The 22,538-nt window shown below is 43.2% G+C and carries 37 protein-coding genes; 1 reads left to right on the top strand and 36 read right to left on the bottom strand.

Features of this window, described 5'->3' with window-relative positions:
- Nucleotides 1–15 precede the first annotated feature (15 nt).
- The 34 genes from rplM to rpsJ all read right to left on the bottom strand — a co-directional run bounded on the left by rplM (nucleotide 16) and on the right by rpsJ (nucleotide 18,140).
- Nucleotides 16–453 carry a 50S ribosomal protein L13 gene (rplM, locus tag ERX35_RS06450; RefSeq protein WP_149459097.1) on the bottom strand — a complete coding sequence of 146 codons (438 nt, stop codon included), beginning with the start codon at nucleotides 451–453 and terminating at the stop codon, nucleotides 16–18.
- Between the two features lie 148 nt (nucleotides 454–601).
- Nucleotides 602–1,411 carry a tRNA pseudouridine(38-40) synthase TruA gene (gene truA / locus ERX35_RS06445; RefSeq protein ID WP_149459096.1) on the bottom strand — a complete coding sequence of 270 codons (810 nt, stop codon included), beginning with the start codon at nucleotides 1,409–1,411 and terminating at the stop codon, nucleotides 602–604.
- A 10-nt stretch (nucleotides 1,412–1,421) separates the two neighbouring features.
- Nucleotides 1,422–2,219 (bottom strand): energy-coupling factor transporter transmembrane component T family protein, encoded by a 798-nt coding sequence (locus ERX35_RS06440; RefSeq protein WP_149459095.1) that lies wholly within the window; start codon nucleotides 2,217–2,219, stop codon nucleotides 1,422–1,424.
- Nucleotides 2,212–3,063: an energy-coupling factor transporter ATPase gene (locus ERX35_RS06435; RefSeq protein WP_149459094.1), complete on the bottom strand. Its 852-nt coding sequence runs from the start codon at nucleotides 3,061–3,063 to the stop codon at nucleotides 2,212–2,214. The genes ERX35_RS06440 and ERX35_RS06435 overlap by 8 nt, the downstream gene beginning before the upstream one ends.
- Nucleotides 3,060–3,857: an energy-coupling factor transporter ATPase gene (locus ERX35_RS06430; RefSeq protein WP_149459093.1), complete on the bottom strand. Its 798-nt coding sequence runs from the start codon at nucleotides 3,855–3,857 to the stop codon at nucleotides 3,060–3,062. Before ERX35_RS06430 ends, ERX35_RS06435 begins: the two co-directional genes overlap by 4 nt.
- Before the next feature lie 346 nt (nucleotides 3,858–4,203).
- Entirely contained in the window at nucleotides 4,204–4,572 is a 369-nt protein-coding gene (rplQ, locus tag ERX35_RS06425) for a 50S ribosomal protein L17 (protein WP_149459092.1), read from the bottom strand.
- Nucleotides 4,573–4,589: 17 nt separating this feature from the next.
- On the bottom strand, nucleotides 4,590–5,534 hold the full coding sequence (locus tag ERX35_RS06420; RefSeq protein WP_149459091.1) for a DNA-directed RNA polymerase subunit alpha: 945 nt from the start codon (nucleotides 5,532–5,534) through the stop codon (nucleotides 4,590–4,592).
- Between the two features lie 76 nt (nucleotides 5,535–5,610).
- Nucleotides 5,611–6,000, bottom strand: a complete 390-nt coding sequence (rpsK, locus tag ERX35_RS06415; protein ID WP_133443079.1) for a 30S ribosomal protein S11 — start codon at nucleotides 5,998–6,000, stop codon at nucleotides 5,611–5,613.
- Between the two features lie 22 nt (nucleotides 6,001–6,022).
- Complete coding sequence (gene rpsM, locus ERX35_RS06410; protein ID WP_133451650.1) at nucleotides 6,023–6,388, bottom strand: 30S ribosomal protein S13; 366 nt, start codon at nucleotides 6,386–6,388, stop codon at nucleotides 6,023–6,025.
- Between the two features lie 19 nt (nucleotides 6,389–6,407).
- The gene (gene rpmJ, locus ERX35_RS06405; RefSeq protein WP_017473641.1) at nucleotides 6,408–6,521 is read right to left on the bottom strand and encodes a 50S ribosomal protein L36; all 114 of its coding nucleotides are present in this window, start codon (nucleotides 6,519–6,521) and stop codon (nucleotides 6,408–6,410) included.
- Nucleotides 6,522–6,554: 33 nt separating this feature from the next.
- A complete protein-coding gene (gene infA / locus ERX35_RS06400; protein WP_001118443.1) occupies nucleotides 6,555–6,773 on the bottom strand; it encodes a translation initiation factor IF-1 in 219 nt (72 codons plus the stop codon).
- A gap of 222 nt (nucleotides 6,774–6,995) precedes the next feature.
- Nucleotides 6,996–7,643, bottom strand: a complete 648-nt coding sequence (locus ERX35_RS06395; RefSeq protein ID WP_149459090.1) for an adenylate kinase — start codon at nucleotides 7,641–7,643, stop codon at nucleotides 6,996–6,998.
- Between the two features lie 13 nt (nucleotides 7,644–7,656).
- Nucleotides 7,657–8,946, bottom strand: coding sequence for a preprotein translocase subunit SecY (gene secY / locus ERX35_RS06390; RefSeq protein ID WP_149459089.1), 1,290 nt, complete (start codon nucleotides 8,944–8,946; stop codon nucleotides 7,657–7,659).
- Nucleotides 8,946–9,386 carry a 50S ribosomal protein L15 gene (rplO, locus tag ERX35_RS06385; protein WP_149459088.1) on the bottom strand — a complete coding sequence of 147 codons (441 nt, stop codon included), beginning with the start codon at nucleotides 9,384–9,386 and terminating at the stop codon, nucleotides 8,946–8,948. Before rplO ends, secY begins: the two co-directional genes overlap by 1 nt.
- A 21-nt stretch (nucleotides 9,387–9,407) precedes the next feature.
- Nucleotides 9,408–9,587 carry a 50S ribosomal protein L30 gene (gene rpmD / locus ERX35_RS06380; protein ID WP_149459087.1) on the bottom strand — a complete coding sequence of 60 codons (180 nt, stop codon included), beginning with the start codon at nucleotides 9,585–9,587 and terminating at the stop codon, nucleotides 9,408–9,410.
- 13 nt (nucleotides 9,588–9,600) lie between these two features.
- Entirely contained in the window at nucleotides 9,601–10,098 is a 498-nt protein-coding gene (gene rpsE / locus ERX35_RS06375; protein ID WP_149459086.1) for a 30S ribosomal protein S5, read from the bottom strand.
- Between the two features lie 18 nt (nucleotides 10,099–10,116).
- Nucleotides 10,117–10,473: a 50S ribosomal protein L18 gene (rplR, locus tag ERX35_RS06370; protein WP_149459085.1), complete on the bottom strand. Its 357-nt coding sequence runs from the start codon at nucleotides 10,471–10,473 to the stop codon at nucleotides 10,117–10,119.
- 24 nt (nucleotides 10,474–10,497) lie between these two features.
- The gene (gene rplF / locus ERX35_RS06365) at nucleotides 10,498–11,034 is read right to left on the bottom strand and encodes a 50S ribosomal protein L6 (RefSeq protein WP_149459084.1); all 537 of its coding nucleotides are present in this window, start codon (nucleotides 11,032–11,034) and stop codon (nucleotides 10,498–10,500) included.
- A gap of 28 nt (nucleotides 11,035–11,062) precedes the next feature.
- Complete coding sequence (rpsH, locus tag ERX35_RS06360; RefSeq protein ID WP_149459083.1) at nucleotides 11,063–11,461, bottom strand: 30S ribosomal protein S8; 399 nt, start codon at nucleotides 11,459–11,461, stop codon at nucleotides 11,063–11,065.
- A 29-nt stretch (nucleotides 11,462–11,490) separates the two neighbouring features.
- Nucleotides 11,491–11,676 (bottom strand): 30S ribosomal protein S14, encoded by a 186-nt coding sequence (gene rpsN, locus ERX35_RS06355; RefSeq protein ID WP_133443069.1) that lies wholly within the window; start codon nucleotides 11,674–11,676, stop codon nucleotides 11,491–11,493.
- 29 nt (nucleotides 11,677–11,705) lie between these two features.
- Complete coding sequence (rplE, locus tag ERX35_RS06350) at nucleotides 11,706–12,245, bottom strand: 50S ribosomal protein L5 (protein WP_149459082.1); 540 nt, start codon at nucleotides 12,243–12,245, stop codon at nucleotides 11,706–11,708.
- A 24-nt stretch (nucleotides 12,246–12,269) separates the two neighbouring features.
- On the bottom strand, nucleotides 12,270–12,575 hold the full coding sequence (gene rplX, locus ERX35_RS06345; protein WP_133443067.1) for a 50S ribosomal protein L24: 306 nt from the start codon (nucleotides 12,573–12,575) through the stop codon (nucleotides 12,270–12,272).
- Nucleotides 12,576–12,606: 31 nt separating this feature from the next.
- Nucleotides 12,607–12,975 carry a 50S ribosomal protein L14 gene (gene rplN, locus ERX35_RS06340; protein ID WP_133451660.1) on the bottom strand — a complete coding sequence of 123 codons (369 nt, stop codon included), beginning with the start codon at nucleotides 12,973–12,975 and terminating at the stop codon, nucleotides 12,607–12,609.
- Nucleotides 12,976–13,002: 27 nt separating this feature from the next.
- Entirely contained in the window at nucleotides 13,003–13,266 is a 264-nt protein-coding gene (gene rpsQ / locus ERX35_RS06335; RefSeq protein WP_149459081.1) for a 30S ribosomal protein S17, read from the bottom strand.
- 22 nt (nucleotides 13,267–13,288) lie between these two features.
- Nucleotides 13,289–13,501 (bottom strand): 50S ribosomal protein L29, encoded by a 213-nt coding sequence (gene rpmC / locus ERX35_RS06330; protein WP_133443065.1) that lies wholly within the window; start codon nucleotides 13,499–13,501, stop codon nucleotides 13,289–13,291.
- Complete coding sequence (rplP, locus tag ERX35_RS06325; protein ID WP_149459080.1) at nucleotides 13,491–13,925, bottom strand: 50S ribosomal protein L16; 435 nt, start codon at nucleotides 13,923–13,925, stop codon at nucleotides 13,491–13,493. Before rplP ends, rpmC begins: the two co-directional genes overlap by 11 nt.
- Nucleotides 13,926–13,927: 2 nt before the next feature.
- Entirely contained in the window at nucleotides 13,928–14,581 is a 654-nt protein-coding gene (gene rpsC / locus ERX35_RS06320; protein WP_149459079.1) for a 30S ribosomal protein S3, read from the bottom strand.
- Between the two features lie 23 nt (nucleotides 14,582–14,604).
- Complete coding sequence (rplV, locus tag ERX35_RS06315) at nucleotides 14,605–14,979, bottom strand: 50S ribosomal protein L22 (RefSeq protein WP_149459078.1); 375 nt, start codon at nucleotides 14,977–14,979, stop codon at nucleotides 14,605–14,607.
- 24 nt (nucleotides 14,980–15,003) lie between these two features.
- Nucleotides 15,004–15,282 carry a 30S ribosomal protein S19 gene (gene rpsS, locus ERX35_RS06310; protein ID WP_133443062.1) on the bottom strand — a complete coding sequence of 93 codons (279 nt, stop codon included), beginning with the start codon at nucleotides 15,280–15,282 and terminating at the stop codon, nucleotides 15,004–15,006.
- A gap of 64 nt (nucleotides 15,283–15,346) precedes the next feature.
- Nucleotides 15,347–16,177, bottom strand: coding sequence for a 50S ribosomal protein L2 (gene rplB, locus ERX35_RS06305; RefSeq protein WP_149459077.1), 831 nt, complete (start codon nucleotides 16,175–16,177; stop codon nucleotides 15,347–15,349).
- A gap of 32 nt (nucleotides 16,178–16,209) precedes the next feature.
- Nucleotides 16,210–16,488: a 50S ribosomal protein L23 gene (gene rplW / locus ERX35_RS06300; RefSeq protein ID WP_149459076.1), complete on the bottom strand. Its 279-nt coding sequence runs from the start codon at nucleotides 16,486–16,488 to the stop codon at nucleotides 16,210–16,212.
- Nucleotides 16,488–17,111, bottom strand: a complete 624-nt coding sequence (rplD, locus tag ERX35_RS06295; RefSeq protein WP_149459075.1) for a 50S ribosomal protein L4 — start codon at nucleotides 17,109–17,111, stop codon at nucleotides 16,488–16,490. The genes rplW and rplD overlap by 1 nt, the downstream gene beginning before the upstream one ends.
- Before the next feature lie 32 nt (nucleotides 17,112–17,143).
- Nucleotides 17,144–17,806 (bottom strand): 50S ribosomal protein L3, encoded by a 663-nt coding sequence (gene rplC, locus ERX35_RS06290; RefSeq protein ID WP_149459074.1) that lies wholly within the window; start codon nucleotides 17,804–17,806, stop codon nucleotides 17,144–17,146.
- A gap of 25 nt (nucleotides 17,807–17,831) precedes the next feature.
- Complete coding sequence (gene rpsJ / locus ERX35_RS06285; RefSeq protein WP_133443057.1) at nucleotides 17,832–18,140, bottom strand: 30S ribosomal protein S10; 309 nt, start codon at nucleotides 18,138–18,140, stop codon at nucleotides 17,832–17,834.
- 348 nt (nucleotides 18,141–18,488) lie between these two features.
- On the opposite strand from rpsJ, the gene ERX35_RS06280 reads away from it, so the two are divergent.
- Nucleotides 18,489–18,866 (top strand): hypothetical protein, encoded by a 378-nt coding sequence (locus ERX35_RS06280; protein WP_149459073.1) that lies wholly within the window; start codon nucleotides 18,489–18,491, stop codon nucleotides 18,864–18,866.
- Between the two features lie 50 nt (nucleotides 18,867–18,916).
- On the opposite strand, the gene ERX35_RS06275 is transcribed toward ERX35_RS06280, so the two are convergent.
- Nucleotides 18,917–20,251, bottom strand: a complete 1,335-nt coding sequence (locus ERX35_RS06275; protein ID WP_149459072.1) for an NCS2 family permease — start codon at nucleotides 20,249–20,251, stop codon at nucleotides 18,917–18,919.
- 131 nt (nucleotides 20,252–20,382) lie between these two features.
- Nucleotides 20,383–22,509 (bottom strand): DNA topoisomerase III, encoded by a 2,127-nt coding sequence (locus ERX35_RS06270; protein WP_149459071.1) that lies wholly within the window; start codon nucleotides 22,507–22,509, stop codon nucleotides 20,383–20,385.
- Nucleotides 22,510–22,538 lie beyond the last annotated feature (29 nt).

The following is a 22,538-nucleotide window of genomic DNA, read 5'->3' as shown; positions in this document are numbered from 1 at the left end:
ATGTCCTCCTCTTAATTAACCACGTAACTCGTAGTTTACAGGTTGTTGTGCTTGGTTTTTGTGTTCTGGTCCAGCATAAACGTGCAATTTTTTGCCCATTTTGTCGCCTAAAGAACCTTTTGGTAACATCCCTTTAATAGATGTTTCTAATAAACGTACTGGGTTTTTCTCACGTAATTCACCAGCAGTGATTGATTTCAGACCACCTGGGTGTAATGAGTGACGGTAGTAGACTTTGTCTGCTGGTTTGTTACCTGAAAGGTAGATTTTCTCAGCATTGATGATGATGACGTGATCGCCACAGTCAACGTGTGGTGTGAATGTTGGTTTGTTTTTACCGCGTAAGATAGATGCTACTTCTGAAGAAAGACGACCTAAAGTTTGTCCTTCTGCATCAACAACGTACCATTTGCGTTCGATGTTTGATTCGTTAGCCATGAATGTTTGACGCATTTCGATTTCCTCCTAAAATAAAAAAAATTCCCTCTGATTTCCTGTCTATATATCTGTAACACAATAAGTTTCCGGGGCTTATTGTAGTGGTTGATATTAAACAATACCGTTGTCTATCTTATAACACTCTGGGGTGAGTTGTCAATGATTATTGTGTAATTCTTTCTCTCTTTCTCTTGCTGATAATCTCTGTGCCGTCCGGCAGGTCAGCCCGCAGTTCTTCTTCAGTCAAATAGATCTTTTCAAGATATAATCCTTCAGCGGGCGCGGTCTTCCCTGCCTTCTCCCGATTGCGCGCCTGGATGACGCCCGGGATGTCTTGTCCGTCTTTCTTACCCTGTCCGATATCCATTAAGTGCTGCACCATAATTCTGACCATGTTGTAGAGAAATCCTGAGCCGATGACGTGGAAGTCATAGCCGTCTGCTGTCTTTTCTACATTGAATGAGTAGATGGTGCGCTCTTTGTTCTCGATCTCTGTCTTCGCCGAGCAGAATGACGTGAAGTCGTGTGTCCCGAGGAAGTGCTGTGCCGCTTCCTGCATCCGTTTAAGATCCAGTTCGTCTGGTATATACGTCTCCCGGCCATTCTTCATGACGTCTCTGTGTGCGCCCTGATACACCTTGTAGCGGTATGCCTTACCGATGCAGTCGTAGCGCGAGTGATAGCTCTCTTGTATCTCTCTGACGGCTGTGACGTAGATGTCATCCGGCAGTGCTGAGTTGAACGCATGCTGCCATTTAGCGGGCGTCAGCTTGAGCGGTGTGTCAAAGTGGACGTACTGGCATAACGCATGGACGCCTTTATCCGTCCGGGATGACGGGTGGATCCGGACGAATGTTTTGTGCATCCGCTTCAATATACGCTCCAGTTCATACTGGACGGTGCGGCCTTCGTTCTGGATCTGGAATCCTTGAAAGCCTGCACCGTTATATGTGATTTGTAATAGTATACGCATCATGTCACCTCTATGTTCTAAAGTACAGTATTGCTAATATCATCGGAATGACTGTCACGAGTGACCATGTGTCACGCTTCTGCCAGTCGAGCTTCCGGTATTTCGTCCGGCCGATGTCGCCTCTGTAGCCGCGCACTTCCATCGCCACAGCAAGGTCCTCCGCGCGCTTGAACGCTGAGACGAAGAGCGGCACGAGCAGCGGTGTGATGGCTTGCAGCCGGCTGATGAAAGAGCCTGACGTCATATCAGAGCCGCGGGACATCTGCGCCCGCATGACCTTTGTCAATTCATCCATCAATGTCGGGATGAAGCGCAGCGCGATAGACATCATCAGCGCGAACTCATGGACAGGAAGCTTCCACTTCTTGAACGGGCCGAGCAGCGACTCAATCGCATCAGTGAGCGCTATCGGGCTTGTCGTCAATGTCATTATCGTCGTCAGGAAGATGATCAGCACAAAGCGTATTGTGATGAACAATCCCTGGACAATGCCATTGCTGTCGATAGAGATGATGCCGTAGCTGAAGAGACGCGTCCCGCCTTTTGTCAGAAAGACATGCATCAACAATGTAAAAATCAGCAGCAGCAGAATCGGTTTCAGCCCGTTGATGAGAAACGTCAGCTTCAAGTTCGACAAGTAGAGTATGACCAGTGTCATGACTAACAGTATGCCGTATGTCACTACATTGTTCGCCGCGAATATCGTGATCATCATCATGAAGACAAACACTATTTTCATCCGCGGATCAAGTCGGTGGACATACGAATCCATCGGCACATAGCGGCCGAGTATCATCTGATCAAGCATGAGCTGACCTCCAGTCGTCATACATCCGGACGAAGTCGTCGATGGTCAGTGCGAGCGCGGGGAATGTGATCTGGTGCTTCTCCTCCACTGCGCGCTGCAGCTGGACAATCTTCGGCGGCATCAGTCCGTAAGGCGTCAAGTCACGGCTGAAGACATCACGCGGTGTTCCTGTCATGACGAGCCTGCCTTGATGCAGCACACGCAGCTCATCCGCTCGGGCTGCCTGTTCCATCTGATGCGTGACGAGTATGACGGTGATGCCTGTCTGCTGCTGGATGTCATTAAATAACTGCATGATCTCTTTCTGACCGGCGGGGTCAAGGCCTGCTGTCGGCTCATCGAGCACCAGTATGTCCGGCTCCATGGCAAGCACTCCTGCGATAGCCACGCGGCGCATCTGGCCGCCTGACAGTTCAAAGGGGGATACAGTCATCAGTTTCGGGTCGAGTTTCAAAAGGCCGGCGAGCTCATACGCTTTCTTCGTCGCTGCTTCCGTACTGACACCGAAGTTCTTCGGACCGAATATAATGTCTTTCAGCACTGTCTCTTCAAACAACTGCTGCTCGGCAAACTGGAAGACGACACCGACTTTACGTCTTAAAGCAGCGAGGTGCTTATTTTTCGTCTTGTTATCGACTACAAGCTCATCGAACTGGACATGCCCTTCAGTCGGCTTCAACAGCCCGTTCAAGTGCTGGATTAATGTCGACTTGCCGGAACCGGTATGACCGATAACAGCATAGTACTTTCCTTCTTCAAAGGATGTATTGATCTGATGGAGGGCGCGCATTTCAAAGGGCGTCCCTTTTGAATAGGCATAGCCTGTCTGTTCAAATGTAATCATAAGCGTGCCAGCAGCTCCTCATCCAGTACAAATTCAGTCTTTCCCGTCAGTGCGTGATACACTTTCATCGAGAACGGCAGATCAAGCCCGATTGCGGTCAGACGGTCACCCTGCTCAAATATCGCTTCCGGTGTTCCTGCCATCACTAGCTGCCCTTGTTCCAGCACTAATATCCGGTCGGCATAAATCGTCTCTTCAAGGTCATGCGTAATCGCGATGACGGTCAGCTTCAGCCGCTGCTGCAGCTCGCGGATCACATTGAGAATTTCCAGCCGTCCTTCAGGATCGAGCATAGCCGTTGCCTCATCAAGAATAATGACGTCAGGTCTCAGCGCAATGACGCCTGCTATCGCCATGCGCTGCTTCTGACCGCCTGACAAGTGATGCGGCTCATGCGTCTTCATATGGCTCATGGACACCGTACGGAGCACGTCATCGACCCGCCGGTGCATCTCGTCATAACTGATGCCATGATTTTCAAGACCGAATGCCACGTCGTCTTCGACCGTCGCACCGACGAACTGATTGTCAGGATTCTGGAACACCATACCGACCGTCTTATGGACATCGTACCAGTTGGCTTCGATGACCTCTATCCCGCTCACGTTAATTGATCCGTGCTGCACCGGTATAATCGCACCGAGCAGCTTCACAAGCGTCGACTTGCCCGAGCCATTATGGCCGACGATGGACACCCATTCACCTTGTGCCACCGAGAATGATATATCCGTCAGCGCATTTCCTTCCCGTTCCTCATACCGATGACTCAACCCACTCACTTCAATCAACGTCATACACTCACCCCCCCTCACCAGCTGATCCTTTATTATTGCTGTTCATTCAATAGTTATAGTATAACAAAATCCACTTCATTGTTAACCGGTTATTTCATTCTAGTAAACATTCACTCAAGTATCTGCCTGAATGGTTACGACAATAAAAAAGCTGTATATAAACAAAAAACCCGGGCATCCGGATTTAATGAAAAAAGCGCGCACTCTGCCACGAGTTCACGCATTGCTGTGTTCAATTGTGGCAGAGTACTCTGAGCTAGACAATATTTGTGTGTGGCAAACATTATCGTTGCACTCATTTGCTTATAGTGTGTGTAAGTAAGATAAGCGATCCCCATAACCGGAATTATACTAATTCAATGATAACCATTTCTGAACCGTCTCCGCGACGTGGTCCAACTTTCATGATACGAGTGTAACCACCTTGACGCTCAGCGTAGCGTGGTGCAACCTCATTGAATAATTTTTGTACTGCAAATTGAGTAGTGTCATCTTCGTTAGTGATTTCAACACGACGTAATACTTGAGCTGCCTGACGACGTGCATGCAAGTCACCGCGTTTACCTAAAGTGATTAATTTCTCAACGATTTTACGTAATTCTTTCGCACGTGCTTCAGTCGTTTCAATGCGCTCGTTAACGATTAATGATGTCGCTAAATCGCGTAACATTGCTTTACGTTGATCTGAAGTACGGCCTAATTTTCTGTAGCCCATGAATCGTACCTCCTTTATCAGTCTTCTTTTCTTAATCCAAGACCTAAATCTTCTAATTTAAATTTAACTTCTTCTAAAGACTTGCGACCTAAGTTGCGAACTTTCATCATGTCCGCCTCAGATTTGTCTGCCAGCTCCTGTACAGAGTTAATGCCTGCACGTTTCAAGCAGTTATAAGAACGCACTGAAAGGTCTAATTCTTCAATCGACATTTCAAGTACTTTTTCTTTGTGATCTTCTTCTTTTTCAATCATGATTTCAGCGTTCTGTGCTTCATCTGTTAAATCCACAAAGATATTCAGATGTTCAGTCATGATTTTCGCACCAAGCGATACAGCTTCCTGCGGCGTCAATGAACCGTCTGTCCAGACATCCAATGTTAATTTATCAAAGTTCGTACTTTGACCTACACGCGTATTTTCAACGGTATAGTTCACACGCTCAACCGGTGTATAGATAGAATCCACTGGAATCACACCAATTGGTAAATCACTTGTGTTATTATCTTCTGCTAAAGTGTAGCCGCGCCCTGCATTAGCCACCAAACGCATTTTAAGATGTCCGCCTTGAGAGACTGTTGCAATCTGTAAATCAGGATTTAAGATTTCAACATCACTGTCATGCATAATATCTTTAGCTGTGACAACCCCAGCATCTTTCACATCAATTTCAAGCGTTTTATCTTCATCAGAGTAGATTTTAAGCGCCAGTTTTTTGATGTTCATGATCATTGTTGTTACATCTTCCACAACGTTCTCTACAGTAGAGAATTCATGTAGTACGCCTTCGATTTCAATGTTTTTGACAGCCGCACCTGGTAAAGAAGATAGTAGGATACGACGTAAGGAGTTACCTAAAGTTGTTCCAAACCCGCGTTCCAGCGGTTCAACTACGAATTTACCGAATTTAGAATCTTCACTAATTTCTACTGTCTCAATTCTAGGTTTTTCGATTTCGATCATTTATTTATCCTCCTTCAACAACGTCGAATAATTTTTTAGTTCGTCTACTATTGTAACTGTCTCCGAGTACTAAAAATTATACGCGACGACGTTTTGGCGGACGACAACCGTTGTGTGGTACTGGTGTAACGTCTTTGATCGCAGTGATTTCAAGACCAGCTGACTGTAATGCACGGATAGCTGCTTCACGACCTGCACCCGGTCCTTTAACAGTAACTTCAACTGATTTTAAACCGTGTTCCATAGCTGCTTTAGAAGCTGTTTCTGATGCCATTTGAGCTGCGAACGGCGTTGATTTACGTGAACCTCTGAAACCTAATGCACCAGCAGATGACCATGATAATGCATTACCGAATTCATCAGTAATAGTGACGATTGTGTTGTTGAATGTTGAACGGATGTGAGCTACACCGTTTTCAATATTCTTTTTGACTCTACGTTTACGTGATACTTGTTTACGTGCCATGAAATTCTCACTCCTTTACTTATTATTTCTTCTTGTTAGCGACCGTTTTAACTGGGCCTTTACGAGTACGAGCATTGTTTTTTGTGTTTTGACCACGAACTGGTAAACCACGACGATGACGAATACCTCTGTAAGAAGCAATCTCCATCAAACGTTTGATGTTTAAGTTTGTTTCACGACGAAGGTCACCTTCTACTTTGTAACCGTCAACCGTTTCACGGATTTTGTTTAATTCATCTTCTGTTAAATCGCGCACACGAGTGTCTTCAGAGATTCCTGCTTCTGAAAGAATTTTTTGTGCGGAAGTTTTACCGATACCATAAATGTAAGTCAACGCGATTACAACGCGTTTCTCACGAGGGATATCTACACCTGCGATACGTGCCATTTATAGTGCACCTCCATTTTTATCCTTGTTTTTGTTTGTGTTTTGGGTTCTCACAAATTACCATTACTTTACCGTTTCTGCGGATAACTTTACATTTCTCACAAATCGGTTTAACTGATGGTCTTACTTTCATGTTTATTACCTCCTATTTATGATGGAGTTCTTCTTATTTATAACGATACGTGATGCGTCCACGTGTTAAATCATATGGACTCATTTCAACTGTTACTTTGTCGCCAGGCAGAATACGAATATAATTCATGCGGATTTTACCGCTCACGTGCGCTAAGATCTCATGACCATTTTCTAATTCTACTTTAAACATTGCGTTTGGTAAAGTATCGAGTACTGTACCTTCTAATTCAATAACATCTTGTTTAGCCATTATCAATTGCCCCCTTATATAGTATTTAAGAAAAGTTGGTTGCCTTCATCCTTAACCAGATAATTATACCTGAATTTAGATGATTTTCCTAAAGACTCGTTCTAACTTCAGGTGAGATAACGTCACTTGGTGCTGAATCACCTATATCGTTATAATAATCGGATACTCTGTGATGCTTACCACCTAAGTGATTCACCCGGAGGCGAATGAGAGGTACATGAATTATAGGTTAGTCAATATACTTTCAACGTCCGCTGTTACGTCTTTGATGTCTCTTGAGCCATCAATGTTTTTAAGCACACCTTCATTGCTGTAGAAATCAAGTAGTGGTTGAGTCTGCTTAATGTTGACGCTGAGACGGTTAGCAACAGTTTCAGGATTGTCATCCTCACGTTGATATAATTTCCCACCATCAAGGTCACAAATACCTTCAACTTTAGGTGGATTAAATACTAAATGGTAAGCTGTGCCACATACTTCGCACACGCGTCGGCCTGTCAGACGATTCATCAGTTCCTCTTCCTGAACTTCGATGTTAACGACAGCTTCGATCCTGCGACCTGATTCTGCCATAATGTCATTCAGCGCTTCAGCCTGTTCGACTGTCCGTGGAAAGCCATCCAGTAAAAATCCTTTTTTTGCGTCTTCTTCTGCTAATCTCTCTTTAACAATACCTATTGTCACTTCATCAGGAACAAGTTCGCCTTTATCCATATAGGACTTTGCTTCGTTGCCGAGCGGTGTGCCATTTTTGATAGCGGCTCTGAACATGTCGCCTGTTGAGATGTGCGGGATAGGGTATTTCTTAATAATTTCACTCGCTTGAGTTCCTTTACCTGCTCCAGGTAAACCCATTAAAATGATATTCATAAATGCCCTCCTCCTAGCGTCTTCTAAATCCTCTATATTCACGTTGTCCAAGCTGCGCTTTCAAAGCGGCGATTGTTTCCAGTGCAACCCCGATAACGATCAGTAAACTTGTTCCACCTACACGAAGTGACTGGGGTACGTTCATCATGCTCGTTGCAAGAAGCGGCAGTATTGAAATCCCTGCGAGGAACAGCGCACCGACAAATGTCAGACGGTACAGGACTTTAGTGATATAACTCTGTGTTTGCTTACCAGGACGAATACCTGGTACGTAACTTCCCTGTTTTCTTAAGTTCTCAGCCATCTGTTCAGGATTGACCTGGACAAACGCATAGAAATAAGCAAAGGCAATAATCAAAGCCACGTAGAAAATCATGCCGACCGGATGAGCCGGATTCGCATAATTAGCGAGGTTTTGTGCCCATGCTGCTTTAGGAAAGAACAATGATAATGTTCTCGGCAGCATGAAAAATGCCATAGCGAAGATTACTGGAATAACCCCGGCAGCATTCACTTTCAGTGGAAGGAATGTTGCTTGAGGTGCCAGACGGTTACCCGTTTGACGTTTTGCATATTGAATAGGTATTTTACGAACTGCCTGCAGGACGAATACCGCACCCGCAGTGATCAGGATCATACCGATTAATAGACCTAATGCTTTTAGTACAGCCATTGTTGTATCTGCCGCACCAACGAAACTCTGCTGATAGAACTGCTCAAGCGCTGTCGGGATGGAAGATAAAATCCCCGCAAAGATAATGATTGAAATACCATTACCTACCCCGTGCTGCGTGATCTGTTCACCTAACCACATTAAGAATGCAGTGCCGGCTGTCAGAACGAGCGCAATCAACAGGAAGTTCCAGATTGATGTATTAGAGATCAACTGGCCGCCCAGCATATTGTTAAAGCTGTAACTCATTCCCAACCCTTGAATAAAGGCGAGAACAATAGTGAAATAACGTGTAAACTGATTTAATTTCTTTCGTCCGACTTCACCTTGTTTTGACCACTCGGTGAACTTAGGCACTACATCCATCTGGAGCAGCTGCACAACAATCGATGCGGTGATATAAGGCATGATGCCCATCGCCAGAATGGAGAAGTTCTTCAGTGCCCCACCGCCGAAAGTGTTGAATAAGTCAGCCACGCCTGTTTGACCTTGCGATTCAAACGCCGAAGGGTTAACCCCCGGGACAGGAATGTAAGTTCCGATTTTAAAGACAAGCAGCATTGCGAGTGTAAACAATATCTTGCTACGAATTTCTTTAACTTTCAAGAAACTGATCAGTGTATCAAACATTAGATCACCTCGTGAGTTCCGCCCTTACCTTCGATTGCTTCAATTGCTGAAGCTGAGAATTTATGAGCTTTTACTGTAAGCTTTTTAGAAAGTTCTCCGTTACCAAGAATTTTAATTCCTGATTTTTCGTTACTGACAACACCAGTTTCTAATAATAAAGCAGGTGTTACTTCAGTACCATCTTCGAAACGCTCTAATTGGCTTAAGTTAACGATAGCATAATCTTTGCGGTTGATGTTAGTAAATCCACGTTTTGGTAGACGACGGAATAATGGTAATTGACCACCTTCGAAGCCTAAACGTACGCCGCCGCCAGATCTTGAGTTTTGTCCACCGTGACCACGGCCACTTGTTTTACCGTTACCTGAAGCCATACCACGACCTACACGGTTACGTTCTTTACGAGCACCTTCTACAGGTTTCATCTCATGTAATTTCATTTCGGCACCTCCTTATTGATTTTATACTTCTTTAACAGTCACTAAGTGACTGACTTTGTCGATTTGCCCACGAATCGCAGGGTTGTCATTAACTTCAACTGTTTGATGCATTTTTTTAAGACCTAAAGCAGCAACAGTTTTACGTTGTGTTTCAGGACGACCGATGATACTACGAGTGAGGGTGATTTGTAATTTAGTCATTTGTATGCCCTCCTTAATTTAATAGTTCTTCGACTGTTTTGCCACGTAATTTAGCAACGTCTTCTGCGACTTTAAGTTCTTTTAATCCTTCAACAGTAGCACGAACCATGTTGATCGGTGTGTTTGAACCTAAAGATTTAGATAAGATATCAGTGATACCTGCAAGTTCTAATACGGCACGCACTGGACCACCGGCGATAACTCCAGTACCAGGTGCAGCTGGTTTGATTAATACGCTACCAGCACCGAAACGACCTGTTACAAGGTGAGGTGTAGTACCATTCACACGAGGAACAGTGATTAAGTTTTTCTTCGCATCTTCGATGGCTTTTTTGATAGCTTCTGGTACTTCTTGTGCTTTACCAGTACCGAAACCTACGCGACCGTTTTTATCTCCGACAACAACGAGTGCAGTGAAACGCATACGACGTCCACCCTTAACTACTTTAGAGACACGGTTGATAGTAACAACGCGTTCTTCAAATTCTTTTACTTCTCTTTCACGACGCATTAAGAGTCCCTCCTTTTATTAAAATTGAAGTCCGTTTTCACGAGCTGCTTCAGCTAGAGCTTTAACACGACCATGGAATAAGTATCCTCCGCGGTCAAAGACAACTGCAGTGACACCTTTGTCAACTGCTGCTTTTGCTACTGCTGCGCCTACTTGTGCTGCTGCTTCGATGTTTGAACCAGCTTCAAGACCTAAAGTTTGTGTAGATGCATGGGCGATTGTAACGCCTTGTGCATCGTCAATTACTTGTGCATAAATGTGTTTGTTAGAACGGTAGACGTTTAAACGTGGACGCTCAGTTGTACCAGCTAATTTGCTGCGTACACGTGCATGTCTTTTTAAACGGACTTTGTTCTTATCGATTTTAGCGATCATGTGAATACTCCTTTCTCAAGTTAATTACTTACCAGTTTTACCTTCTTTACGACGAACATATTCGCCTTCGTAACGGACACCTTTACCTTTATAAGGTTCTGGTGGACGAGTACCACGGATGTTAGATGCAACAGCACCAACGCGCTCTTTTGAAATACCTTCAACTTTAACGCTTGTGTTTTTCTCAACAGATAATGTGATACCGTCTTCAGCAACGATTTCAACTGGATGAGAGTAACCTACGTTAAGGATTAAGTTTTTACCTTGCATTTGCGCACGGTAACCTACACCGATCAGTTCAAGTTTCTTTTCGAAACCTTTAGAAACACCTTCAACCATGTTTGCGATTAACGCACGAGTTGTACCATGGATTGTTTTGTGTGCTTTAGAATCAGATGGACGAACAACTTCTAAAGTGTTGTCTTCTAATTTGTATGATAATTCTTCGTTAAATGTGTTTGTTAATTCACCTTTAGGACCCTTAACTGTAACAGTGTTGCCGTCGATCTTAACTTCAACACCAGTTGGGATGTCAATAACTTTCTTACCAACACGACTCATGAGTCGGCACCTCCTTCTTTATTAATTCTTACCAGATGTAAGCTAATACTTCTCCACCAATGTTACGTTGACGCGCTTCTTTATCAGTTAATACACCTTCAGAAGTAGAAACTAATGCAACACCAAGGCCATTTAATACTCTTGGAAGCTCATCAGCTTTTGCGTATACACGTAAACCAGGTTTAGAGATACGTTTTAAACCAGTGATAACACGCTCGTTGTTAGCACCATATTTCAAGAACATACGGATAACACCTTGTTTGTCGTCTTCGATATATTCTACGCTTTTCACGAAACCTTCTTTTTTCAGGATTTCAGCGATTTCTTTTTTAATGTTTGATGCAGGTACTTCTAATTTCTCGTGGCGAACCATGTTTGCGTTACGCACGCGAGTCAGCATATCTGCGATTGGATCTGACATAGTCATTAAAATATCCTCCTTTCAACTCTTTGATTTTACCAGCTTGCTTTTTTAACGCCAGGAATCTGACCTTTATAAGCTAATTCACGGAAACAAATACGGCAAAGTTTAAATTTACGGATTACTGAGTGTGGACGTCCACAACGTTCACAACGAGTATAACCTTGAACTTTGAACTTTGGATCACGTTGTTGTTTAACAATCATAGATTTTTTAGCCATTTAACTTTTAGCCTCCTTATTTTTAGAGATTACTTTTGAAATGGCATACCGAATTGTGTTAACAATTCACGAGCTTCCTCGTCAGTGTTAGCAGTTGTAACGATAACGATATCCATTCCTCGTACTTTACTTACTTTATCATAATCGATTTCCGGGAAAATCAATTGTTCTTTAACACCTAATGTGTAGTTACCACGGCCGTCAAACGCTTTGTTTGAGATACCACGGAAGTCACGTACACGAGGTAATGAAACATTCACTAATTTATCAAAGAATTCGTACATTCTTTCGCCGCGTAAAGTAACTTTCGCACCGATAGGCATACCTTCACGTAAACGGAAAGTCGCGATTGATTTTTTAGCTTTAGTAACCATTGGTTTTTGACCAGTGATTGCTTGAAGTTCTTCAACAGCAGCATCTAAAACTTTAGAGTTTTGAACTGCATCACCGATACCCATGTTTACAACGATTTTTTCGATTCTTGGTACTTCCATGACTGATGAGTAATTGAACTTAGTCATCAACGCAGGAGTAATTTCTGTATTAAACTTTTCTTTTAAACGAGTCAAAGTGAGAACCTCCTTCCAAGATTATTAAATGATTTCTCCAGACTTTTTAGCCACACGTACTTTTTTACCGTCTTCTACTTTGTAGCCGACACGTGTTGGTTTGTTTGTTTTAGGATCTAATAACATAACATTTGATACGTGAATTGCAGCTTCTCTTTCAAGGATGCCGCCTTCAGGATTCATTTGTGATGGTTTCTGGTGCTTCTTGATGATGTTAACACCTTCAACAATCACGCGATCTTTTTTAGGAAGTGCTTCAATTACAGTTCCTGTTTTACCTTTATCTTTACCTGTGATAACGATAACTTTGTCGCCTTTTTTTACATGCATGTCGTAGACACCTCCTCTAATTTTATGATTATTATAATACTTCAGGTGCTAATGAAACGATTTTCATGAAGTTGCCATCACGTAGTTCACGGGCAACTGGTCCGAAGATACGAGTTCCACGAGGACCTTTATCGTCACGGATGATAACACATGCGTTTTCATCGAATTTGATGTAAGAACCGTCAGTACGACGTACACCAGATTTAGTACGAACGATTACAGCTTTAACAACGTCACCTTTTTTAACAACGCCACCTGGTGTAGCATTTTTAACGGTACATACAATAACGTCACCGATGTTAGCTGTTTTACGGCCAGATCCGCCTAATACTTTAATAGTTAATACTTCACGAGCACCAGAGTTGTCTGCCACTTTCAAGCGTGATTCCTGTTGGATCATTCTGAGTTACCTCCTTTATCTTGATAATTAAATGATTACTGATTCTTCTACAACTTCAACTAGACGGAAGCGTTTTGTAGCTGATAAAGGACGTGTTTCCATAATTCTTACGATATCGCCCATTTTAGCTGTGTTGTTTTCATCATGTGCTTTGTACTTTTTAGAGTACTTTACACGTTTTCCGTATAATGAATGTGTTTTGTAAGTTTCAACTAACACTGTGATTGTTTTATCCATTTTGTCAGATACAACTTTACCAGTGTAAACTTTACGGTCGTTTCTTTCGCTCACTAGAGTGTCCTCCTCTTTTCAATTATTTTTGTTCAGTTTTTTGTTGCTCAATTTCTCTTGCACGTACAACAGTTTTCATTCGTGCGATTGATTTCTTAACTTCACGAATACGTGCTGTATTTTCAAGTTGACCTGTAGCTAACTGAAAGCGTAGGTTGAAAAGTTCCTCTTTAAGCGCTGTTACTTTTGATTCAATTTCAGAAGTGGTTAAATCTCTAATTTCCTTAGCTTTCATTTGTGTCACCACCCAATTCTTCACGTTTTACAAACTTCGTTTTGACAGGAAGTTTATGAGATGCTAAACGTAATGCTTCACGAGCTGTCTCTTCAGGAACACCCGCTACTTCGAACATAATACGTCCAGGTTTTACTACTGCTACCCAGCCTTCTACTGCACCTTTACCAGAACCCATACGAACTTCTAAAGGTTTTTTAGTGTATGGCGTATGTGGGAAGATTTTGATCCATACTTTCCCGCCACGTTTCATGTAACGTGTCATCGCAATACGAGCTGACTCGATTTGACGAGAAGTGATCCAAGCTGTAGTTGTTGCTTGTAAACCATATTCACCAAATGTTACTTCATTTCCGCCTTTTGAACGACCAGTTGTTTTCGGTCTATGTTGACGACGGTATTTTACACGTTTAGGTAATAACATTATTATTTTCCTCCTTCACTAGACTTCTTAGTAGGAAGAACTTCTCCACGGTAGATCCATACTTTCACACCTAATTTACCATAAGTTGTGTCTGCTTCAGCATGTGCGTAATCGATATCAGCACGTAATGTATGAAGTGGAACAGTTCCTTCTGAATATTGCTCAGCACGCGCGATATCCGCACCGCCTAAACGACCAGAAACTTGAGTTTTAATACCTTTAGCGCCCAATTTCATAGCGCGTTGAATCGCCTGCTTCTGCGCACGACGGAATGACGCACGGTTTTCTAATTGACGCGCAATGTTTTCCGCTACTAGCGTTGCATCCATATCAACTTTTTTGATTTCAATCACGTTGATGTGTACGCGTTTGCCAGTTAATGCATTTAAGTTGTTACGTAATTTTTCGATTTCAGAACCGCCTTTACCGATTACCATACCAGGTTTACCTGTGTGGACAGCGATATTAACACGGTTAGCTGCACGTTCGATTTCTACACGAGAAACAGAAGCGTCTCTTAAGTTTTCTGCGATATATTTACGAATTTTTAAATCTTCGTGTAATAGAGTAGCGAAATCTTTTTCTGCATACCATTTCGCATCCCAGTCACGGATGATACCGACACGAAGACCGATAGGATTAATTTTTTGACCCACTGTATTCCCTCCTTAATGAAATGTTAGTTAGTTGCTTCTTCAGTTTGAACTGGTTGAGTTTTAACTTCTTTGTCTGCTACGACGATAGTGATGTGACTTGTACGTTTGTTGATCGCGCTCGCACGGCCTTGTGCACGTGGACGGAAACGTTTCAATGTCGGACCTTCGTTAGCGTAAGCTTCTTTAACCACTAAAGTATCAACGTTCATGTCGTAGTTATGCTCAGCGTTAGCTAATGCTGACATTAATAGTTTTTCAACTACAGGTGAAGATGCTTTGTTTGTTAATTTTAAGATGGCAATTGCTTCGCCAACTTCTTTACCTCGGATAAGATCAAGTACTAATCTCACTTTACGAGGTGCGATACGGATTGTTCTTGCAACCGCTTTTGCTTCCATTGTTTCTCCTCCTTAAATATGAAATTAGCGTCTTGTTTTCTTGTCGTCTGCACCGTGACCTTTGTAAGTACGTGTAGGTGCGAATTCGCCTAATTTGTGGCCGACCATATCTTCAGTGACATATACAGGTACGTGTTTACGTCCATCGTATACGGCGATAGTGTGACCGATGAAGTTAGGGAATACTGTAGAGCGACGTGACCAAGTTTTGATTACTGATTTTTTACCACTTTCTTCCATTGCCTCAACTTTTTTCATTAAGTGATCGTCAACGAAAGGTCCTTTTTTAAGACTACGAGCCATTATGGCGCCTCCCTCTTTCATGCAGTTGCCTGCGGCTTATGCCGCAGCCTGCACGTTAGTATAATTATTTCTTACGTCCACGAACGATAAATTTGCTTGAACGGTTTTTCTTTTTACGAGTTTTCTTACCAAGCGTTGGTTTACCCCATGGAGACATTGGTGATTTACGACCGATAGAAGTACGTCCTTCACCACCACCGTGCGGGTGATCGTTAGGGTTCATTACAGAACCACGAACTGTTGGGCGTTTGCCTAACCATCTTGAACGACCGGCTTTACCGATGTTGATAAGTTCATGCTGTTCGTTACCAACTTGACCGATAGTCGCGCGGCAAGTAGCTAAGATCATACGAACTTCGCCTGATCTTAAACGAACTAATACGTATTTACCTTCTTTACCAAGTACTTGCGCTGAAGTACCTGCTGAACGAACTAATTGTCCGCCTTTGCCTGGTTTCAATTCAATGTTGTGGATAACTGTACCAACTGGGATATTTTGAAGTGGTAACGCGTTACCTACTTTAATATCTGCTTCTGGTCCGTTGTTGATTTCCTGTCCAACTACTAAACCTTTAGGAGCGATGATGTAACGTTTCTCACCATCTACGTAGTGAATCAGTGCGATGTTAGAAGAACGGTTTGGATCGTACTCGATAGTCGCTACTTTACCAGGAATACCATCTTTGTTACGTTTGAAATCAATTACACGGTATTGACGTTTATGACCGCCACCTCTGTGACGTACAGTCAATTTACCTTGGTTATTACGACCCGCTTTTCTCGGAAGGGGCTCAAGTAATGACTTTTCAGGTGACGTTGACGTAATTTCAGCGAAATCTGAACTTGTCATATTACGACGACCGTTTGTAATTGGCTTATAATGTTTAATTGCCATTGTCGTTTTTCCTCCTTAATGGAAAATGTATTTTAGCTGAAGAAATCGATTGATGATCCTTCTTTTAATGTTACGATTGCTTTTCTTCTTTTGTTTGTGTAACCGTTATGACGGCCGACACGTTTCTTTTTCGCTTTGTAGTTCATGATGTTCACTTTGTCTACTTTCACGTCGAAGATTTCTTCAACCGCGATTTTAACTTGAGTTTTGTTAGCACGAGTATCTACATCAAATGTGTATTTGTCTTGTGCCATTGCCTCAGATGAACGTTCAGTGATTACGGGGCGCTTAATGACGTCACGAGCTTCCATTAACCAAGCACCTCCTCTACTTTTTGAACTGCTGCTTGAGTCATCACTACTTTGTTAGCATGAACGATATCAAGAACGTTTAAGCCAGTAGCAGTTACAACTGTCACACCAGGGATGTTACGCGCTGATAAGAATACATTCACGTCTTCAGCATCGATAACGAAAAGTACTTTTCTTGGTAATTCAAGAGTAGTCGTCATTGCTTTGAATGCTTTAGTATTTGGTGCTTCGAAAGTCAAAGCATCAAGTACTGCGAATTCATTGTCTCTCACTTTAGCTGACAATGCTGAACGAAGTGCTAAACGACGCATCTTCTTAGGCATTTTGTAAGAGTAGCTTCTTGGTGTTGGTCCGAATACGATACCACCACCACGCCATTGTGGCGCACGGATTGTACCTTGACGCGCACGGCCTGTCCCTTTTTGTTTCCAAGGTTTACGTCCACCGCCGCTTACTGCAGAACGGTTTTTAACTGAGTGAGTTCCTTGACGTAATGAAGCACGTTGAAGATTAATTGCTTCGAATAATACATGTTGATTAGGTTCGATACCGAATACGTTGTCGTTTAATTCGATTGAACCAGCTTTAGATCCATCTACTTTTAATACATCATAATTAGCCATTATGTTTGTTTCCTCCTTTCGCAATTACTGAATTATTTATTGCCTTTTTTAATTGAAGTCTGGATTTTAACTAAACCTTTTTTAGGTCCTGGAACGTTACCTTTAACAAGGATTACGTTGTTTTCTGCATCAACTTTAACGATTTCTAAGTTTTGCATTGTAACAGTATTACCGCCCATACGGCCTGGTAATGCTTTACCTTTAAATACTTTAGAAGCGTCAGATGCCATACCCATTGAACCTGGGCGTCTGTGGTAACGAGAACCGTGACTCATTGGTCCACGTGACTGTCCGTGGCGTTTAATAGCCCCTTGGAAACCTTTACCTTTAGAAGTTCCTGTCACGTCAACAATGTCACCAGCTTGGAATGTATCCACAGTGACTTCTTGACCTACTTCGTACCCAGAAGCATCTACGTTTCTGAATTCACGAATGAAGCGCTTAGGCGCTGTGCCTGCTTTTTTAGCATGGCCTTCAGCTGGCTTAGTAGCATGTTTATTAGACTTGCGGTCTTTTTTATATGCTTGTTTGTCTTCAAAACCGATTTGAACTGATGAGTAACCATCAACTTCTTCAGTTTTCTTTTGTAATACTACGTTTTGTGCTGCTTCTACTACAGTTACTGGAATTAACTCACCGTTTTCAGCGAATACTTGAGTCATTCCCACTTTTCTTCCTAAGATTCCTTTGGTCATCGAAAGTCGCACCTCCTACTTTAAATTATAATTTGATTTCGATGTCTACGCCTGATGGTAAGTTTAAGCCCATAAGAGCATCAACTGTTTTCGGTGTAGGGTTAACAATGTCGATTAAACGTTTGTGTGTGCGCTGCTCAAATTGCTCACGAGAGTCTTTGTATTTGTGCACGGCACGGATGATTGTATAAACTGTTCTTTCAGTTGGTAACGGAATCGGACCAGATACTTCAGCACCTGAACGTTTAGCCGTTTCTACAATCTTCTCAGCTGATTGATCGATCACGCGGTGATCATAAGCTTTCAAACGAATACGAATTTTTTGTTTTGCCATTATTTTACCTCCTCTAATAACGTCTATTTTGGTTTGATAGACTTCTCCACGAAAATTGTCTCACACATCGCCATGGCAAAGCGGCCGGGTGTGTCAGTAACCTTCCGCTTCATCGCTTTTAAAAGTCCAACATTAGATATGATACATGAGTTTCTATAATAAATCAAGACTTACCGTACTAATTTATATATTTTTTTCATAATCACATTTCTCTATTTTAAAGGGTTATGGTTAATGTTGCAAGTCTTACCATTTAGAAAAATAAAATCAAAATGGTATAATATAGGGGCAGCAAGAAAACTTAACTATTAGTCTGTATATAATAGAAGAAAATCTGGAGGTCTATTAATGAAAAGTTCAATCCGTTTAATTCTGCTTGTTCTCGGCATGATTATGCTGCTGAAAGAAGCGTTTCTTGGTATACCCGCTCTTGGCGGTATTTATATTTTTTCTGTCGGCTGGGCACCACTCTTTACAAATATTATGCTCTATATTGTTATAGCAGTTATTTTAGTCGCTGGACGCTATAACCATAGAAATGAACTTATGTACATTCCGGTGCTCGGTGCTATACTCAATATCATCGCCTTTATTCCGTTTATCGGGATGGTATGCCACTGGATTATGGCACTGTTTATGCTGTACTTCGTTATCCGTGTACTGAGCTATCCTGCCTATTCATCACACCGGGCAGATCCACGCAGCATTTATAATAGAAGATACTAATTTACAGCAGCCAAAAAAGTTCCGCCGCTCATAAGAGTGGCGGAACTTTTTTAATGTTTGACGAAGATAAAGTACAGCACGAAAACGACAAACAGGAAATACATAATGGGATGAATCTCTTTGCGGCGGTTTGCCATAATCATTGTGATCGGATAGAAGATAAATCCGCAGGCAATACCTGTTGCAATCGAATAAGATAACGGCATCATGATCATCGTCAAAAATGCCGGTACGGCGATTTCAAAGCGTGACCAGTCAATTTTCCCTAAGTTGGAGACCATCAGTACACCGACAATGACTAACGCTGGTGCAGTGACTGCTGAAGTGACGACGCTCATGAGCGGCGAGAAGAACAGCGCCAGGAAGAAGCATACTGCTGTCACTACACTGGCGAATCCAGTTCTGGCACCTACTGCAACACCGGCAGAAGATTCAATATAAGACGTTGTCGTAGACGTTCCGAAAATAGCTCCTGTAATCGTCGCTAATGAGTCAGCGAATAACGCGCGTCCCGCTCTTGGCAGCTTGTTGTCTTTCACTAAGTCTGCCTGTGTCGCTACTGCAACTAATGTTCCTGCTGTATCGAAGAAATCGATGAACAAGAAAGTCAGCACGACAATCAGGAACTTCATATTCAAAATTTTTGAAGGATCCATTAACCCTTCGAAAGCAGCACCGAATGTCGGTTTTACACTTGGCACACTGCTGACTACCGCATGCGGCGATGCAATAAGACCTGTCAGCATACCGATCAGCGCTGTGATGATCATACCGATGAAAATGCTTCCCGGTACGCGTTTCGCCATCAAGATGACAGTAAGCGTAATACCGGCTAGTGCCAGAATAACTTTCGGGTCATGGAAGTTTCCGAGCGTCACGAGCGTTGCTTCATGATTCTGAATAATACCGGCACCTTGCAGCCCGACAAATGTAATAAAGAGTCCGATGCCGGATGATACCGCCATCTTAAGTTCAAACGGGATAGCGTTGATAATCGTCTCCCTGAGGCCGGTCATCGTCAGCAGCGCAAAGATAATCCCTGAGAACAGTACGCCTGTCAGGCCCGTCTGCCACGGAATACCGAGCGTCAATACAACAGTGAAAGCGAAGAAGGCGTTCAGTCCCATACCCGGCGCCAGTGCAATCGGATAGTTCGCAATCAGACCCATGAACAGACAGCCGACGATAGAAGCAAGTGCTGTCGCTACAAACACAGCACCGGCATCCATCCGCATGGAATCAGGTATATCTTTAACTGCAGATAATGATAAAGTAGCCGGATTGACTGCTAGAATATAAGCCATCGATAAAAAAGTCGTCAGTCCGCCCAATATCTCACGTTTATAGTTTGTACCCAGTTCATCAAACTTGAAATAGTTCTTCATAAAATCTCCTTTTATACGTTCTGTTAATAAGCACTTGTATATCTTATTACTTTGAACTATAAAAATCAATGTAAAAATCGAACATTTCTAAATTAATAGGTGTTTTTGTTCGTAAATAGCAGCCAGCTGAGTTACAGTTTCAGTCCTTTTAAGGCATCAGCAAACGGATTGTTCACCGGTTCATCCTGCTTCATGTATTTCTTCATCTCGTTTTTTGATACTTTGCCTGTCTTGTTTGACTTGAAGCGTTTATCCATTGCTTCCTGCGTCTCTCTGAAACCGCAGCTGCAGCTGTACATTGCCTTTTTCCCTGTGCCGTGCAGTGTGAGCTTCTTCTTGCAGTTCGGGCAGCGGGCATTCGTCTGACGCTGGACATTCTTCTTCGTCTTACACGTCGGATCCTGACAGACAAGCATCTTGCCGTTACGCGTCTTGATTTCAAGCATGAACTTGCCGCAAGTCGGACATTCAGTTGATGTTAAGTTGTCATGCTTGAACTTATCTTCGCTTGTTTTAATGTCTGTGATCAATGTCTTCGTGAACTCACGCATCTCATTGATGAACTGACGCTTATTGTACTTGCCTTTCTCAATTTGTGTCAGCTTATGCTCCCAGTCGGCGGTTAAGTCCGGTGACTTCAATGCGTCCGGCGCAAGGTCCAGGAGCTGCTTTCCTTTATTTGTGACACGCAGCTTGCCGTCACGGTTCTCAATCGCATTCAAGTTGTAGAGCTTCTCTATAATATCGGCGCGGGTCGCCACTGTACCAATGCCGCCCGTTTCTTTTAAAGTTGCCTTCTGTTCTTTATCCAGCTTAAAAATAGCGGACGGATTTTCCATCGCTTTCAGCAGTGTTCCTTCATTGAAATACGGTGGCGGCGCTGTTTCGCCGGTCGTCTTCGTTAACTTCAAGGAATTGATCACTTCGCCCTGCTGGAATGACAGGGCTGCTTTTTCGCTCAATGTCTCATATAACGCTTTAAAGCCGAGTTCAATCGCCTGTTCGTGTTTTGCGGTAAATGTTTCGCCGCCTGCTTGTACAGTCACTGTCTGAACAGAATAACGGTACGGCTTCATCAGTACACTTAAGAACCGTTCAGCAATCAGCTCATAAATATGACGCTCACGCAGCGACAGCTCATTGACGTTCGCTCTTACTTCTGTCGGCACAATGGCATGATGGTCGGACACTTTCGCGTCGTTAATAAAATGCTTGCTGCCTTTGATCGGCGTTTTGAGCAGCTCCACGACTGTCTGCCGGTACGCCGTGCCGCCGAGCGCTGCCACTCTGTCTTTTAATGTCGGTACCATGTCTTCTGTTAAATAGTTGGCATCTGTTCTCGGGTAAGTCACGAGTTTATGGCTTTCGTATAAATTCTGCATCGTGCTCAACGTTTCTTTCGCCGAATATTGATAGCGTTTGTAAGCTTCCTGCTGCAGTGACGTCAAGTCATACAGCAGTTCCGGATATTTCTTCTTCTCCACTGTATCGACAGCAGTGACTGAAGCTGATTCATCTGACAGCTTCGCCAGCAGACGGTCCACCTTTGCTTCATCAAATATTTGACCGCCGGACTGCCATGTGAACTTCGTGCCTTTAATGACGGTCTCCATGCCGTAAAATTGCCGCGGCTTGAAGGCATTGATTTCATCCTGTCGCAGTCTCACCATCTGTAAAGTCGGCGTCTGCACACGCCCGGTTGACAGCTGGGCATCGTATTTCGTAGTCAGCGCACGCGTCGCATTAATACCGACAATCCAGTCCGCTTCACTTCTTGCCAGCGCAGCGTCATATAAGCCCTGATATGCGCTGCCGTCTTTCAGTCTATTGAAGCCGTCTTTAATCGCCTTGTCAGTGACTGAGCTGATCCACAGACGTTTCACCGGCTTATTACCTTTACACTTCTCAAGGATGAGCCGGGCAACGAGCTCTCCTTCACGTCCAGCGTCTGTCGCAATAATGACTTCTCCTGCATCACTGCGTTCAATCTGTGCCTTCACGGTATTGAACTGCTTACGCGTCTTACCGATGACAACTGTCTTCATATGCTCCGGCAGTATCGGCAGCACATCTAACTTCCATTCTTTATACTGAGCATCATATTGTTCAGGGTCTGCATTCGTCACAAGGTGACCGAGCGCCCAAGTCACAATATAGCGGTTGTTTTCCATATAGCCGTTCTTGTTTTGATGACATCCAAGCACGCGGGCGATATCCCGGGCGACAGATGGTTTCTCTGCTAATACAACAGATTTCATATTATCATTCCTATCCTCTTTGGTCATTG

The sequence above is a fragment of the Macrococcus equipercicus genome, from assembly GCF_004359525.2.
In the GTDB taxonomy this organism is placed as follows: domain Bacteria; phylum Bacillota; class Bacilli; order Staphylococcales; family Staphylococcaceae; genus Macrococcus; species Macrococcus equipercicus.
The sequence above is the reverse complement of the archived record's forward strand: the minus strand, read 5'-3'. Positions and strand labels throughout refer to the sequence as shown.